We start from the raw sequence: 13,194 nt of genomic DNA, 5'->3' as shown, positions 1-13,194 counted from the left end.
CATTCCAATAACCATTTTTTCTAAAGAAATAATGTAAAAATGTAAATATTCCGCCTATTATTTCTAAAATTTCAGAATATTTACAAAAGTATAAAATTAGAATACATTTTAGCTGTACAAGATTCACCTGTACAAAAATTCAAACAAAAAGGGATGGTTATATGTTGAAGAAATTAGTAGCAGGGACATTAGTAGCGGGTTTTGCATTAACTGGAGGACTAGGTGCAGTAAGTGCTGAGGAAAAAAGTAACACAATTAAGTCATTTGATTATTTAAAAGTGGATGAACAAAATGTTAATTCATTTGCAAAATTAAGTGATCAGGATAAGAAAGATATCCAAATTACTATGGTATTACCTAAGCAAAATGAAAATGGAGATTGGCTAGCTTATGGTTTTACTAGCCGCGAAACATTGGATGCGTATATTGCAAAGGATAAAAAAGCAATTAAAAATAATATTAATCCTTTAGGTAGTGGTGCTGGTAGTACTGATTTTTATGAACATAAAGATAAAGGTGGCCAATATATTTACTGGAGCAGTGGCTTTAAAAACTTACCATCTAGCTGGAATGACAGAATTTCTTCTGTAAGTACAGCGTCGCCTTCTGCAAGTTATTCAACAACACTTTGGGAACACACTTCAACACAAGGATATGGAAAAGGCGTTTTATTTAAACACGCTGATTGGTACGGTAAAACTGCTAATTTAGCTCCTGAATGGAACGATAAAACTTCAGCTATTGACATTAAAAAGTAATAGAGGATTTAATTTCTTCTATAAAAATTCAAACCACTATTCTCTCATTCATTTAGAGAATAGTGGTTTATTATAATTCGATTTAAGCATGTACAGCCTGTCCTACAGCTTGCAATAATGCTTCATGAATCGCTTCAGATAAGGTTGGATGCGCTGCAATATAATCTCTCATTATATCAGCGGTAACTTCTGTATGAATCATTACGGTCCCTTGACCAATAAGTTCAGTTGCATGAGGACCGATAATAGAAATCCCTACAATTTCTTGGTATTTAGGTTCCACAATGACTTTTACTTTACCCGTTTGTTCTCCTAAAATAAGAGCTTTTCCGTTCGCTGTAAAATGGAATTCTCCAATGAGAATATCACCATATTGTTCTCTTGCACCTTTTTCACTTAACCCGACACTAGCTATTTCTGGAGCTGTGTATATACAACGGGGAACAGCGTGATAATTTACTTTCACGTCTTCTCCGCTTGCGTGTAATGCTGCTGTCGTTCCTTCATGGAAGGCAACGTGAGCAAGCTGAATTCCACCGATCACATCACCAACTGCGGAAATATGTGATACGTTCGTTTGCATATGTTCATTCACAGCAATCCCTTTATTTGAAAACTGAACTCCTGCCTTTTCTAATCCTAATTGTTGTACTCGTGGTTTTCTTCCTACAGAAACAAGAACAAATTCTGGAGTTACTTCGTGAGTAATTCCCTCGTATTCAAATGAAGCTTGCTTCTTATAGTTATTTAATCCTTTTAAAACTGCTCCCGTAAAAATTTCCACACCATCTTTTTCTAATTTCTCTCTTAAAATATTCGCGATATCTTCATCTTCACCAGGTAGTAATTGCGGTGCCATCTCAACTATCGATACTTTTGTGCCGATTCTACTATAAATACTTGCAAACTCACATCCTATTACACCACCGCCAACGATTAACAATGAAGATGGTACACTCTCAAGAGACATTGCATGGCTACTATTTAAAATCCATTTTCCATCGAACGGAGCGAATGGTAATTCTGTAGGTTCGGAACCAGCTGCAATAATAAAGCTCCCTCCATCAATTACTTCTTCTTTATTTCCTTGTACAACTCGCACACGATGATCCGTTTCGAATTTCGCTTTTCCTTTTACAACTTTAATTTTATTTTTCTTCATTAAATATTGTATTCCTTGGACGAGTTGCTTTACGATTTGTGATTTCCTCGCCTGTATTTGACCCCAATCAATTGAGATATTTTCTGTATTAATCGTAACTCCATAATCATTCGCTTTTCTCACAATGTCATGTACTTCAGCACTTTCTAACAGTGATTTCGTAGGCATACACCCAACATTTAAACATGTTCCGCCAAGGTCAGCTTCATCAATAAGAGTGACATCTTTGCCATTTTGAGCCGCGGTAATTGCTGCTACATAGCCAGCAGGTCCACCCCCAATAACAACTAATTTATCCATTCTCTCACCTTCTCTTTATAAAAGAATTGTTATAGGTTCTTCTAAATAATGTTTAATTGTGCGTAAAAATGCAGCTGCTGGTGCACCGTCTAATACACGATGATCGAATGTTAAACTTAAAGGTAACATACTTCCTTTTCTTAGTTTTTCCCCTTTATATACAGGAACATGTTCAATTGCACCTACACCTAAAATACCAGTTTCAGGTGTATTTAATACCGGCGTAAAATATTCAATACCAAAGCTACCTAAATTACTAATTGTAAATGTCGTTCCGTGCATATCATCACTACTTAAGCTACCTGCTCGTGCCTTTTGTGCCACATTCTTAATCTCTTTAGACAACTCTACTAAAGATAAATTATTTGCAAAGCGAATAGCCGAAACGACTAACCCTTTTTCTAATGCGACTGCCATGCCTAAATGAACATGTTCAAATTGATGAATTGCATCATCTATATAAGCGCTGTTCATTTCTTTATGCTCCCCAAGCGCTAATACAACAGCACGAGAGACGAAATCCGTAATGGTTAGTTTGTTATCATATCTTTTTTGTACAACTTCTGCTATTTCTTTATGTAAAGCAACTAAATCTGTTACATCTACTTTCATCGTTAACGTTAATTGTGCGCTATTTTGTAAGCTTGCGTGCATACGATTTGCGATTGCTTTACGCATACCAGTAACAGGAACCGCGTTACTTTCTTCTCGTTCAGATATTTCCGGAACGTTTCCTCTTACCTCAAGTGCTTTTAATACATCTGCCTTTGTAATCCTTCCGCCAGGACCTGTGCCAACTAATGCCTTGATATCCAGATTTTCAGACTTTGCAATTTTCTTCGCTACAGGTGAAATTTTGATTCGTTGCTTCGCCACTTCTTTCACATAAGGTTCTGGATGTTGTACATGTTGCGCTTCTATATTAGATGTTTTTTCTTCTATAACAGGTGTACTTTCCTTCATCTCTACTTTTTCATTCGGTTTACCGATGTAGCAAATTACAGTACCAGGCGGCACTCCTTCATCTTCACTTACAGCTATATCAAGTACCGTACCATCAGCGGGTGCTTCAATTTCCGTTTCAATTTTTTCTGAGTTAATACTAGCGATCAGTTCTCCTTTTGCTACATTATCGCCTGCTTTAATATTCCAGCTCGTAATAATACCTTCTTTCATCGCCATACCTAACTTCGGCATTACAACTTCTACAGCCATGTGTCTCTCTCCCTTCTCATCGTTTTATTACACATGTAATAAAGATTGGTCTCCGATCATTTCTGATACAGTTTCAATTACTTTTTCTGGCGTTGGCAAATACAACTTTTCAAGTGGCGGTGAGAATGGAACAGGTGTATGTGGTGCTGTAATTCGTTTAATAGGTGCATCTAACAAATCAAAACCTTTATCCGCCACAATTGCCGCAATATCTGTTGCAATACTACATCTAGGATTCGCTTCGTCAATGACGATAAGACGATTTGTTTTTTCAACAGATGATAAAATAGTATCTTCATCAAGCGGTGATAAAGATCGTGGATCAATTACTTCTACTTCAAGCCCCTTTTTCGATAATTGCTTTGCAGCTGCAAGCGCTGTATGAACTTGCTTTCCGATTGCGACAATTGTTAAATCAGAACCTTCCCGTTTAATATCTGCTTTTCCTAATGGAATTGTATAGTATCCTTCTGGCACTTCACCTTTCATATTGTAAAGTGTTTTATCTTCAAAGAAGATTACTGGGTCATCATCTTCAATTGCCGCTAATAATAAGCCTTTTGCGTCATATGGAGTGGAAGGAACGACAACTTTAATACCTGGAATGCTTGTAAATAATGCGTATAAACTTTGCGAATGCTGAGCTGCTGCGCTAAAACCAGCACCATGCATCGTACGTACTGTAACGGGTACTTTCGCTTTACCACCGAACATATAGCGGAATTTTGCACCTTGGTTTAATACTTGATCAAGACAACTGCCGATGAAATCATTAAACATTAATTCAGCAATCGGACGTAATCCTGTTGCCGCAGCTGCCATCGCCGCTCCCATATAACCCGCTTCAGAAATTGGTGTATCTAAAATACGATTTCGTCCAAATTCTTGTACAAGTCCTTTTGTAACACCGAGTACACCGCCCCATGCTTCATCATCTTGCAGGTGATCAACTTGTGCACCACCTGCAACGTCTTCACCTATTAAAATTACATTTTCATCACGACGCATTGAGATTTTCATCGCTTCATTAATTGCAGTTGACATACTTACTGTTCTAGTCATAATTTTTCACCCTCCTCTTATTTGTAAGAAACGTATACATCTTTTAATAATTCTTCATCCTCTGGGTATGGACTATTTTCACTAAATTCAATGGATCTTTGTACTGCATCATCTACTGCTTTTTCCATATCAACAAGTTCAGATTCTGTTAATAAACCTTCATGAATTAAATGCTTACGGAAATTCACAATTGCATCTTTTTCGTTTAAATGTTCTTCTTTTTCTTCTGATGTTTTATATGTTTGCGCTTCACCTTCGAAATGACCATAATTACGATATGTCATACATTCAATAATTGTTGGACCATCACCATTACGCGCACGTTCAACTGCTTCTGCAGCAGCTTTATATACAGCTAGAAGATCTTTTCCATCTACTTGAACACCTGGAATATTATAAGCTTTTGCGCGATCAGCGATAGAATCACAACTTGAAGCATATTCAAATGTAGTTGCTTCACCATAACCGTTATTTTCTGCGATAAAAATAACTGGTAACTTCCAAATCGCCGCTAAATTAACCCCTTCATGGAATGTTCCTTCATTGTTTGCTCCGTCACCGAAGAAGCAAACACTTACATCTTTTGTTCCTTTATATTTAGCTGTTAATGCTGAACCGCAAGCAAGTGGGAAACCCCCGCCTACAATGCCATTCGCACCAAGCATTCCTTTATCTAAATCGGCAATATGCATGGAACCGCCTTTACCTTTACATAATCCTGTCGCTTTCCCGAAAAGTTCAGCCATCATACCATTTAAATCACAACCTTTTGCGATACAATGTCCATGACCTCTATGTGTACTTGTAATACTGTCACTATCCGTTAAGTGGGCACATACACCAACTGCTACCGCTTCTTCACCTGCGTATAAATGAACGAAACCTGGCAAAACGCCTTGCGCGAACAATTCATGCACCTTATCTTCAAACTTACGAATTTCTAACATTTTTTCGTACATCCAATGAGCTTGTTCTTTCGTAATTTCATTCCCTTTACTTTCAGTTGTTTTTAACATGTCCAGCCCTCCTATTTTCTTGTTCGTCTTTTATATTGCAAGTATTGTGCCAATTTCGAATCCTTGTTTTAATAGGTTTTCTCTATCTTTTAACAATAAAAAAGTGGACAAAATGAGACGTTTGTCTCGTTTTGTCCACCTTTGTTCCCTTAATAAGAGAATTGTTACTTTATTCATTATCAAAGCTCTTCTGTAATTTTCGGATGTAAATAATTTGACCAATATGATATGCATTATGAGTTGTTACATTCGCTAGCACTTCCCACCACTTTGCAGAAACAGGAAATCCCACTACATCACTTTCAACCTTTTCTTCATTTATGAGATTTTGCCATTGTAACAGTTTTTCTAGTAGTTTTTCCCGTAATTCATCGAAAGTTTGATTATCTGAGAGCATAAAACTTTTGTTATTATCTCCTATAGCGGGTACTGCATTCACATTTGATTCTTTATACCTAGTTTGCCACGTAGAGTTCCAATACAGTAAATGTTGTACGATTTCAGCTATACTATTACTCTCTTCATTCGGTTTCCAGCAAGCTTCCCTCTCAGACAAACCCTTAACTGCATCTGAAAATGGCATATACCAACTGGGATCATTTGCATTTGCTAATAACTGATCCGCTAATACAGCTTTTACATGGACCATTTTTCTTCCCTCATTTCATTATCATATTAATATACACTACTCTATATACGCTGATTCCCTATAATCCCCTTTTTTTACATACAAATTGATTTCATACTAAATGTAAGAATAATAGATTTTCTTATCATAACTCGTTATGATAAAAGAAAAAGAAAGCTGGGAAAAAATGAATAAAAAAATCGCAATAATTACTGGAGCCTCAAGTGGATTTGGACTATTAACTACACTCGAACTCGCAAAAAAAGATTATTTAGTTATTGCTACAATGCGGAACCTTGAAAAACAAGTGAACTTACTATCTCAAGCTACTCAACTCAACTTACAACAAAACATAAAAATTCAACAATTAGATGTAACCGATCAAAACTCTATACATAACTTCCAATTATTTTTAAAAGAAATACAAAAAGTAGACCTACTTGTTAATAATGCAGGATATGCAAATGGCGGCTTTGTAGAAGAAATTCCAGTAGAGGAATACCGTAAACAATTTGAAACGAACCTATTTGGAGCTATATCAATTACCCAGCTTGTCTTACCGTATATGAGAAAACAAAGAAGTGGAAAAATCATTAATATAAGCAGCATTAGCGGCCAAGTTGGATTTCCTGGTTTATCTCCTTATGTATCTTCAAAATATGCATTAGAAGGCTGGAGTGAATCGCTTCGCTTAGAAGTAAAACCTTTCGGAATAGATGTCGCTTTAATTGAACCTGGTTCTTACAACACAAATATATGGGAGGTTGGTAAACAACTAGCTGAAAACCAATCTGATACAACATCTCCTTACAAAGAATATATGGATAAAATACAAAAACATATTAATAGCGGTAGTGATACATTTGGTAATCCGATAGATGTTGCTAATAAAATCGTTGAAATTGCTGAAACAAAGCGTACTACTTTACGATATCCTATTGGAAAAGGTGTAAAATTTATGATCTTTACGAAGAAGATTCTTCCTTGGAGATTGTGGGAACACCTTGTTTTGAGAAGCTTTAAGAAGATGTAATAAACTTTTTGAAAACTATTTTGAAAGAGGTGCTAATTAAATGTTAGGTTTACCGTATGGGAAAGTGTTTTTAGTGCCGTGGACTGAAGAATGGGAAATTGAGTTTATGAAAGAGAAACAAATCATTGAGGAACAAATTGGCGAACATATTTTAGCGATACACCATATTGGTAGTACTTCTATTCCATATTTAAGTGCAAAGCCAATTATTGATATAGCAATAGAACTAAAAGATAATGCAGTTGGCATACAATGTATCGCAAAGTTGGAACTACTAAATTATAAATACAGAAAAGATGTATTGCCTGAAAGATACTATTTTAATAAAGGAGAGCCACGAACTCATCAAATTCATATGTATGAACAAGGAAATAAATATTTAATAGAACAATTACAATTTCGAGATTACTTAATAGACAATAAAACATCTCGTATACAGTATGAACAATTAAAAATTCAACTTTCACAAGCTAATCCTACTGATAAACATAAGTATGCGGAGGACAAAACAAATTTCATTACATTCATACTAGCTAAAATAAATGATTGAATGAAAAAGACAGAATTTCATACACAGAATAAGAAACCGTTTATTCCTAAGTAAATGGTTTCTTATTCGTTAGTTATCTTATTATTTATACTATCAATTTTTTTATTATACAGCAGGTGGAAAGAAGTAAAATAGTATCGAAGTCATAAAAATAAACGTGAATACCCCAATTACCGAAAATATATATTCTTTCGACTCTCTATCATACTTCCATTCCATCAATGCTCTTAAGATTAACTTCCCACCTAAATAAGTAAAAATGACATAAGCAATATTAACACTTTCGAATTTAAAGATAAAGATAAACATAAAGCTAGTTATTAAATAAATAAAAAGTAGTCCTATTTCCAATTTTTTATGTAAACTATTTACATGTTTCTTATATCCCCAAAAACCACCCTTGGGCATATTCAATTTTTTTCTTAAAAACTTATCGAGAAAATAGACAGCTATACAAAAAACAATAGTTATAATCCAAAAAGTAGAAGCTCCTATTTTCACCCCTCCTATTATTTCATTTAATTACTTGAAATAAATTGGACTATATTACGGTTATCCCCTTCTAAATAACTTATGATTCCTTCAGGATATGTCGGCTTCTCCTGTAATTCCTCTAGACTTTTCCAAATTAATATAATATCCTCATGCTCTTTATGCCTTATTTCATTTGTAATGATTTTTTCAACAGTCCCCCAATATATCAATGTACAATGATGACCTTTTTCGTTGTCCCACTCAAAAATGTGTTCATTTACAATTGCTAACTCTTGAACATGAACTTTCAAATCGTATTCTTCTATTAACTCTCGAATTATTGCTTCTTTTGACGTTTCACCAAATTCAATAGAGCCACCTGGAAAACGATAAAATGATTCGTTTTCATCACATTGTACTAGTACTTTTGAATGTTCGTCGTTTACAATCATTACTTCAGCCCGTAAATGTGGTCTTATCATTTTCTCACCCTTTATTTGTATGACCATCCATCACCAATACGTATTATAGAATACATTCAAAATAATACCTGTAATTATTAATAACGGAACAATTCCAAACGAAATAATATATTCTTTTGCTTTACTATCATATTTCCACTGCATATATCCTTGAAAAATGTACAACGTCATAAAAAAGAAAATTGGTATATAAGTCATGTATATTGGATTCCAAATTGAACCTATCATCATAAGTACTACATAAGAAATAATGATGATCCATTGTCCCCATTTATGTGATTGACTGACATATTTACTATTCCATCCTGTTTGTCTCGGTATATTTAACTTCTTCCTCACGATTTTTTCTAAAAAAATTAAAATTATAATCCATAACAATAAGACAATTAGTTTCAAAAGAAACAGAAAGGCCTCCTCCTTTACCTTTTCTCCGGCTGATCACTCGGATACGTAGCATTATCTTTATTTTCAACATCCCAACTAATAATGGTCGCACTATCTCGTCCGAATTGATGATGAACATGTTCTAAAACATTGTGAACATTTTCTTTAAGTTTAATATTATTTCTATTCATATTATTATACAGATTTAATGGCGTTTCATATCGGCGTTCCCCGCATTCTAATACCCCATCTGTCACCATTACAATTCGGTTCTTTCCAGTACGTAATTCACGAATACCTGATGAATAACAAGGAACAGGTAAATCAAATGTGTTTACATTTCCAATCCATTCGTAAAAATGACGTTGATTTAATGCATATTGCCCTAACTTATGTAACTCTTCATGAAATACATACACTAAACAATCACCAATAGAAAGCCACCATATATAATTTTCTTTTCTTACACATAGTAAGCAAGCTGTTTCACCTTTAATTCTTTGGCATTTTTCTTTAAATGAAGAGGATTGAAAAATTGAAAGTATATGATTTTCAACAGATCGAAATACTGTATCAATTGGTTCATTCAAAATTATTCTTATATTTTCATATTCTTTTTCGATTGTATTTACTACTAAATCAACACTTTCCGCACTATTATGTCCATCTAAAATAGCTGTAAACTCCCAATCATCATTCGACCAAACTAACGCACCATCTTCATTCTTTTTCGCTCCAGCACTTATATTCCCGCCATATTTACCAAGTACAATATCACCATATTGCTTAACTGAAATTTCTCCTAAACACATTTCTATATTTCCAACCCATGAATATTGTGTATTATTTGTTGTATGCATACTCATTTACCATATACTTACGTATTCTTTCGCATAGTTTTTTTATTTTCTCTTCATCACCATATGGTGCACCAGTCCATTTCGCTACTTCGGTTGGTGACCAAAATTCTTTTGGTGTATTGGGATAACGTGGAATAATGTGCATATGCATATGTGGTACACCATTTCCTGAAACAAAAGTGTAAATATGCTCTGCACCTTCGCTTTCTTTTAGCGCTTTACTTACTCTACTTGTTATAAGTCCTAACGCTTTCGCTTCTTCATCTGTTAGTTCAGCAAGGCCAGGTACATGTCTTTTTATATCTATCATTACATAACCTAGGTATGTTTCTTCACTATCCCAGTAGACATGTCCAACGTAAACGAGTTCATCTTCGTAAATAGCTCCACCTGGAACTATAATATTTCCTTTATGTTTTTCGCAAATGAAGCAGTTTTGTTCTACTTGATTGTTTGTTGACATATCCATCACCATCCTTTTCATATATAATATCACAAAAAAAGGAAAAACAGGTTTAACATTCGGAATATTCATTCTTTTGATACTACAACTTTGAAATGAATTTACACCTCATTATTTCTTCAAAAACGCAATCCCAATTATAATCCCAATCACAATTCCGATTACTAAATTATTTGTAAAGTGCCCTTGAAATACACCGATTACAACCCCTATACCGACACCTATTGCCAAAGCATCATTTCTTTTTTTATTTTTAGCCAAAATTGCATCTCCTCCCATCATTTCTCCCTAAACAACATGCATTCACTTAAATGTATTAATATACGCACTATCTCGCTTGAATCTTTTCAAAAAAAGCACTTTAACTTCATATATAATATTTTCCATTTTCTGTACATACTCCTTTTATAATGAAAAAATTTCAAGTAACCATTAAATATATATAGGCATTTACTATAAGAAAGATCCGTAATTTATTGACGGAGGAACGATTCAAATGCATCCTCATTGGAATCCAAATATAAATCAACAGTATGTTTATTCCCCCCATCCTGTAAGGAATACATTGCATCATGATTCACAATATATGATGCCGCGCATCGCTAGCCTTGAAAGTCAGTTAGCTAAGAAAATAATCAATTAATTAAATCCATGGAACAACAGCAAAACCAAGTTTGTGCACCAGCTGGAGGTTCTGTTATCGTTCGTATGTAAACTGGATGCAATAAAAAACACACTTTGTAGTATAAAAGTGTGTTTTTTGGTCATTATTTTCTTTTCGTATGGAACCCTTGTGTAATTCGGTCTAATATAATTGCGATTACTACGATAGCTAATCCAGCTTCAAATCCCATTCCGATATTAACTTGTGTTACCGAGCGATATACATCAACTCCAAGCCCAGGAGCTCCTACAAGTGACGCTGTTACAACCATTGATAACGAAAGCATAATGCTTTGGTTCACACCAGCCATAATCGTTCCGGTTGCAAGTGGTAATTGTACTTTAAATAGTTTTTGTGATGCTGTGGATCCAAATGCATTCGCTGCTTCAATTAAATCTTCTGGAACTTGTCTAATTCCTAAGTCAGTAAAACGAATTGTAGGTGGCATTGCAAAGATTACCGATGCAATAATTCCAGGTACTACACCAACTCCGAAAAATGTAATCGCTGGAATGAGGTATACGAATGCCGGCATTGTTTGCATAAAATCTAATGTTGGTTTTAAAAATTTTGAAAAACGTTCATTTTGAGATGCTAATATTCCAATTGGAATTCCGACAATAATTGAAATAATAACAGACGTAAGTACGAGTGCTAATGTTTGCATCGTTTGTGCCCAGTAGTTAATATTTAAAATAAACAATAAGCCGATTAGTGTAAAAATAATTAATGATACTTTTCTCGTTGTGTACCAAATGAGGAAACAAAGGATAATAATCATCAATATGGCCGGTATTATTGTTAAAAAATTAGTGAGTAAATCAACGAATCCGCCGATAATATAAGAGAAACCTCGGAATATGCCTTCAAGGTGCTCATATAAACTTGCAACAAATGAGTCGACCCATTCTCCTAAAGGAATACGTGGTATATTATTCATCGTCTTTCACCTCTTCCTCAATGTTTCCTGCAAGAGCTTGAATGACACTTTCACGTTTAATAATTCCTCTTAGCCTTTTCTTCTCATCGATTACTGGTAACGGATATTTCATCTCCGCCATTTTTGCATATGTCTCTTCCAGTAAAGTATCTAAATACACATGCGGAATATCATTAAGTAATAAATCAGCAATCGGCCATTGTTTTTGAACTGCTTTACTCGCATCATCCGCGGTTAATATACCTAAAAACTCATACTTTTTATTGACAACATATACAGTTGAAACACCTGCATTCCTCATAATTTGAAGGGCTACACGTGGTCCACGATCAATTAATAAAGTTTCTGGTCGTTTTAATATAGATTCCGCTGTAATTACTTTTCCTAAATTCACATCCGCAACAAACTTTTCTACGAATTCATTAGCGGGGCTCATCATAATTTCTTCTGGCGTTCCAATTTGGACAATTTCTCCATCTTTCATTAATGCGATACGATCCCCAATTCGAAGCGCTTCATCTAAATCATGTGTAATAAATATAATCGTTTTTTCCATTTTATCTTGTAACTCTAACAATTCATCTTGCATTTCTTTTCGAATAAGTGGATCTAATGCACTGAATGACTCGTCCATTAGTAATACATCTGGATTATTCGTTAGTGCTCTTGCGATTCCAACGCGCTGCTGCATACCACCACTAAGTTGACTTGGATAATTATCTTTATGATGATCGAGTCCTACTAACTGTAGCGATTCTAACGCTTTTTTCTCTCGCTCTTCTACCGAAACCCCTTGTATTTCTAAACCATATGCAACATTTTGTATAACCGTACGATGCGGAAATAGAGCGAACTTCTGAAATACCATACTCATTTTCGTTCTTCTTACTCTCCGTAACTCTTCTTTTCCCATCGTTGCGATGTCTTCACCATCTATGTATATATGACCTGCAGTTGGTTTAATCAATTGATTTAACATACGAACTAGCGTAGATTTCCCGCTACCAGACAAACCCATAATAACGAAAATTTCTCCAGAGTATACCTCAAACGTTGCTTTTTTTACACCAACGTTCATTCCTGTCTCTTTTAAAATTTCCGATTTGCTTTTCCCCTCTTTTAATAAAGAAAGGGCTCTTTGCGGATGTTTCCCGAATACTTTTGTTACGTTTTCAACACGCACCTTTGTATTATCCATGTCAC

At 34.8% G+C, this 13,194-nt stretch carries 17 protein-coding genes and 1 pseudogene; 4 read left to right on the top strand and 14 right to left on the bottom strand.

Features of this window, described 5'->3' with window-relative positions; translation table 11 throughout:
• Nucleotides 1-161 precede the first annotated feature (161 nt).
• Entirely contained in the window at nucleotides 162-758 is a 597-nt protein-coding gene (locus tag ASE54_RS13190) for a hypothetical protein (RefSeq protein WP_000914437.1), read from the top strand.
• Nucleotides 759-840: 82 nt separating this feature from the next.
• On the opposite strand, the gene lpdA is transcribed toward ASE54_RS13190, so the two are convergent.
• Genes lpdA through ASE54_RS13165 form a run of 6 tightly spaced genes read right to left on the bottom strand, consistent with a single transcriptional unit; the run spans nucleotide 841 to nucleotide 6,162 of the window.
• A complete protein-coding gene (lpdA, locus tag ASE54_RS13185) occupies nucleotides 841-2,220 on the bottom strand; it encodes a dihydrolipoyl dehydrogenase (protein WP_000359762.1) in 1,380 nt (459 codons plus the stop codon).
• A 15-nt stretch (nucleotides 2,221-2,235) separates the two neighbouring features.
• Nucleotides 2,236-3,435, bottom strand: coding sequence for a dihydrolipoamide acetyltransferase family protein (locus ASE54_RS13180; RefSeq protein WP_000257760.1), 1,200 nt, complete (start codon nucleotides 3,433-3,435; stop codon nucleotides 2,236-2,238).
• 27 nt (nucleotides 3,436-3,462) lie between these two features.
• A complete protein-coding gene (acoB, locus tag ASE54_RS13175) occupies nucleotides 3,463-4,497 on the bottom strand; it encodes an acetoin:2,6-dichlorophenolindophenol oxidoreductase subunit beta (protein WP_000198884.1) in 1,035 nt (344 codons plus the stop codon).
• 17 nt (nucleotides 4,498-4,514) lie between these two features.
• A complete protein-coding gene (acoA, locus tag ASE54_RS13170) occupies nucleotides 4,515-5,513 on the bottom strand; it encodes an acetoin:2,6-dichlorophenolindophenol oxidoreductase subunit alpha (RefSeq protein ID WP_000921263.1) in 999 nt (332 codons plus the stop codon).
• 30 nt (nucleotides 5,514-5,543) lie between these two features.
• Nucleotides 5,544-5,690 carry a hypothetical protein gene (locus ASE54_RS36325; protein ID WP_001045415.1) on the bottom strand — a complete coding sequence of 49 codons (147 nt, stop codon included), beginning with the start codon at nucleotides 5,688-5,690 and terminating at the stop codon, nucleotides 5,544-5,546.
• Nucleotides 5,683-6,162: a DinB family protein gene (locus tag ASE54_RS13165; RefSeq protein ID WP_003260628.1), complete on the bottom strand. Its 480-nt coding sequence runs from the start codon at nucleotides 6,160-6,162 to the stop codon at nucleotides 5,683-5,685. The genes ASE54_RS36325 and ASE54_RS13165 overlap by 8 nt, the downstream gene beginning before the upstream one ends.
• Nucleotides 6,163-6,328: 166 nt before the next feature.
• Here ASE54_RS13165 and ASE54_RS13160 point away from each other — a divergent pair, with 166 nt between their 5' ends.
• The gene (locus ASE54_RS13160; protein WP_025989043.1) at nucleotides 6,329-7,174 is read left to right on the top strand and encodes an oxidoreductase; all 846 of its coding nucleotides are present in this window, start codon (nucleotides 6,329-6,331) and stop codon (nucleotides 7,172-7,174) included.
• A 40-nt stretch (nucleotides 7,175-7,214) separates the two neighbouring features.
• Complete coding sequence (locus ASE54_RS13155) at nucleotides 7,215-7,724, top strand: GrpB family protein (protein WP_000901210.1); 510 nt, start codon at nucleotides 7,215-7,217, stop codon at nucleotides 7,722-7,724.
• 105 nt (nucleotides 7,725-7,829) lie between these two features.
• On the opposite strand, the gene ASE54_RS13150 is transcribed toward ASE54_RS13155, so the two are convergent.
• The 6 genes from ASE54_RS13150 to ASE54_RS13125 form a co-directional block, all read right to left on the bottom strand.
• On the bottom strand, nucleotides 7,830-8,219 hold the full coding sequence (locus ASE54_RS13150) for a DUF4181 domain-containing protein (RefSeq protein WP_042992857.1): 390 nt from the start codon (nucleotides 8,217-8,219) through the stop codon (nucleotides 7,830-7,832).
• A gap of 23 nt (nucleotides 8,220-8,242) precedes the next feature.
• Nucleotides 8,243-8,680, bottom strand: coding sequence for an NUDIX domain-containing protein (locus ASE54_RS13145; RefSeq protein WP_000620904.1), 438 nt, complete (start codon nucleotides 8,678-8,680; stop codon nucleotides 8,243-8,245).
• A gap of 30 nt (nucleotides 8,681-8,710) precedes the next feature.
• Entirely contained in the window at nucleotides 8,711-9,076 is a 366-nt protein-coding gene (locus tag ASE54_RS13140) for a DUF4181 domain-containing protein (protein WP_000767737.1), read from the bottom strand.
• 23 nt (nucleotides 9,077-9,099) lie between these two features.
• Entirely contained in the window at nucleotides 9,100-9,930 is an 831-nt protein-coding gene (locus tag ASE54_RS13135; RefSeq protein WP_057187472.1) for a PP2C family serine/threonine-protein phosphatase, read from the bottom strand.
• Nucleotides 9,908-10,408, bottom strand: coding sequence for an HIT family protein (locus tag ASE54_RS13130; RefSeq protein ID WP_057187477.1), 501 nt, complete (start codon nucleotides 10,406-10,408; stop codon nucleotides 9,908-9,910). The genes ASE54_RS13135 and ASE54_RS13130 overlap by 23 nt, the downstream gene beginning before the upstream one ends.
• Before the next feature lie 90 nt (nucleotides 10,409-10,498).
• Entirely contained in the window at nucleotides 10,499-10,666 is a 168-nt protein-coding gene (locus ASE54_RS13125) for a hypothetical protein (protein WP_000508401.1), read from the bottom strand.
• Between the two features lie 217 nt (nucleotides 10,667-10,883).
• On the opposite strand from ASE54_RS13125, the pseudogene ASE54_RS35725 reads away from it, so the two are divergent.
• Nucleotides 10,884-11,101, top strand: a pseudogene (locus ASE54_RS35725) (hypothetical protein).
• 53 nt (nucleotides 11,102-11,154) lie between these two features.
• Here ASE54_RS35725 and ASE54_RS13120 read toward each other — a convergent pair.
• Together ASE54_RS13120 and ASE54_RS13115 are read right to left on the bottom strand one after the other, a co-directional pair.
• Complete coding sequence (locus ASE54_RS13120; RefSeq protein ID WP_001059837.1) at nucleotides 11,155-11,991, bottom strand: proline/glycine betaine ABC transporter permease; 837 nt, start codon at nucleotides 11,989-11,991, stop codon at nucleotides 11,155-11,157.
• A complete protein-coding gene (locus ASE54_RS13115; RefSeq protein ID WP_000370608.1) occupies nucleotides 11,984-13,189 on the bottom strand; it encodes a glycine betaine/L-proline ABC transporter ATP-binding protein in 1,206 nt (401 codons plus the stop codon). The genes ASE54_RS13120 and ASE54_RS13115 overlap by 8 nt, the downstream gene beginning before the upstream one ends.
• Nucleotides 13,190-13,194: the final 5 nt, after the last annotated feature.

Source organism: Bacillus sp. Root131 (genome assembly GCF_001429475.1).
Lineage (GTDB): Bacteria > Bacillota > Bacilli > Bacillales > Bacillaceae_G > Bacillus_A > Bacillus_A thuringiensis_S.
This window is presented reverse-complemented; position numbering and strand designations above follow the sequence as displayed.

Coding starts and splice junctions, on each gene's coding strand:
- ASE54_RS13180 (WP_000257760.1), bottom strand. CDS start 3,435: ATGGCTGTAGAAGTTGTAATGCCGAAGTTAGGTATGGCGATGAAAGAA.
- ASE54_RS13130 (WP_057187477.1), bottom strand. CDS start 10,408: ATGAAAAGGATGGTGATGGATATGTCAACAAACAATCAAGTAGAACAA.
- ASE54_RS13125 (WP_000508401.1), bottom strand. CDS start 10,666: ATGGGAGGAGATGCAATTTTGGCTAAAAATAAAAAAAGAAATGATGCT.
- acoA (WP_000921263.1), bottom strand. CDS start 5,513: ATGTTAAAAACAACTGAAAGTAAAGGGAATGAAATTACGAAAGAACAA.
- ASE54_RS13115 (WP_000370608.1), bottom strand. CDS start 13,189: ATGGATAATACAAAGGTGCGTGTTGAAAACGTAACAAAAGTATTCGGG.
- ASE54_RS13190 (WP_000914437.1), top strand. CDS start 162: ATGTTGAAGAAATTAGTAGCAGGGACATTAGTAGCGGGTTTTGCATTA.
- ASE54_RS13135 (WP_057187472.1), bottom strand. CDS start 9,930: ATGAGTATGCATACAACAAATAATACACAATATTCATGGGTTGGAAAT.
- ASE54_RS13160 (WP_025989043.1), top strand. CDS start 6,329: ATGAATAAAAAAATCGCAATAATTACTGGAGCCTCAAGTGGATTTGGA.
- ASE54_RS13145 (WP_000620904.1), bottom strand. CDS start 8,680: ATGATAAGACCACATTTACGGGCTGAAGTAATGATTGTAAACGACGAA.
- ASE54_RS13155 (WP_000901210.1), top strand. CDS start 7,215: ATGTTAGGTTTACCGTATGGGAAAGTGTTTTTAGTGCCGTGGACTGAA.
- lpdA (WP_000359762.1), bottom strand. CDS start 2,220: ATGGATAAATTAGTTGTTATTGGGGGTGGACCTGCTGGCTATGTAGCA.
- acoB (WP_000198884.1), bottom strand. CDS start 4,497: ATGACTAGAACAGTAAGTATGTCAACTGCAATTAATGAAGCGATGAAA.
- ASE54_RS36325 (WP_001045415.1), bottom strand. CDS start 5,690: ATGAATAAAGTAACAATTCTCTTATTAAGGGAACAAAGGTGGACAAAA.
- ASE54_RS13165 (WP_003260628.1), bottom strand. CDS start 6,162: ATGGTCCATGTAAAAGCTGTATTAGCGGATCAGTTATTAGCAAATGCA.
- ASE54_RS13120 (WP_001059837.1), bottom strand. CDS start 11,991: ATGAATAATATACCACGTATTCCTTTAGGAGAATGGGTCGACTCATTT.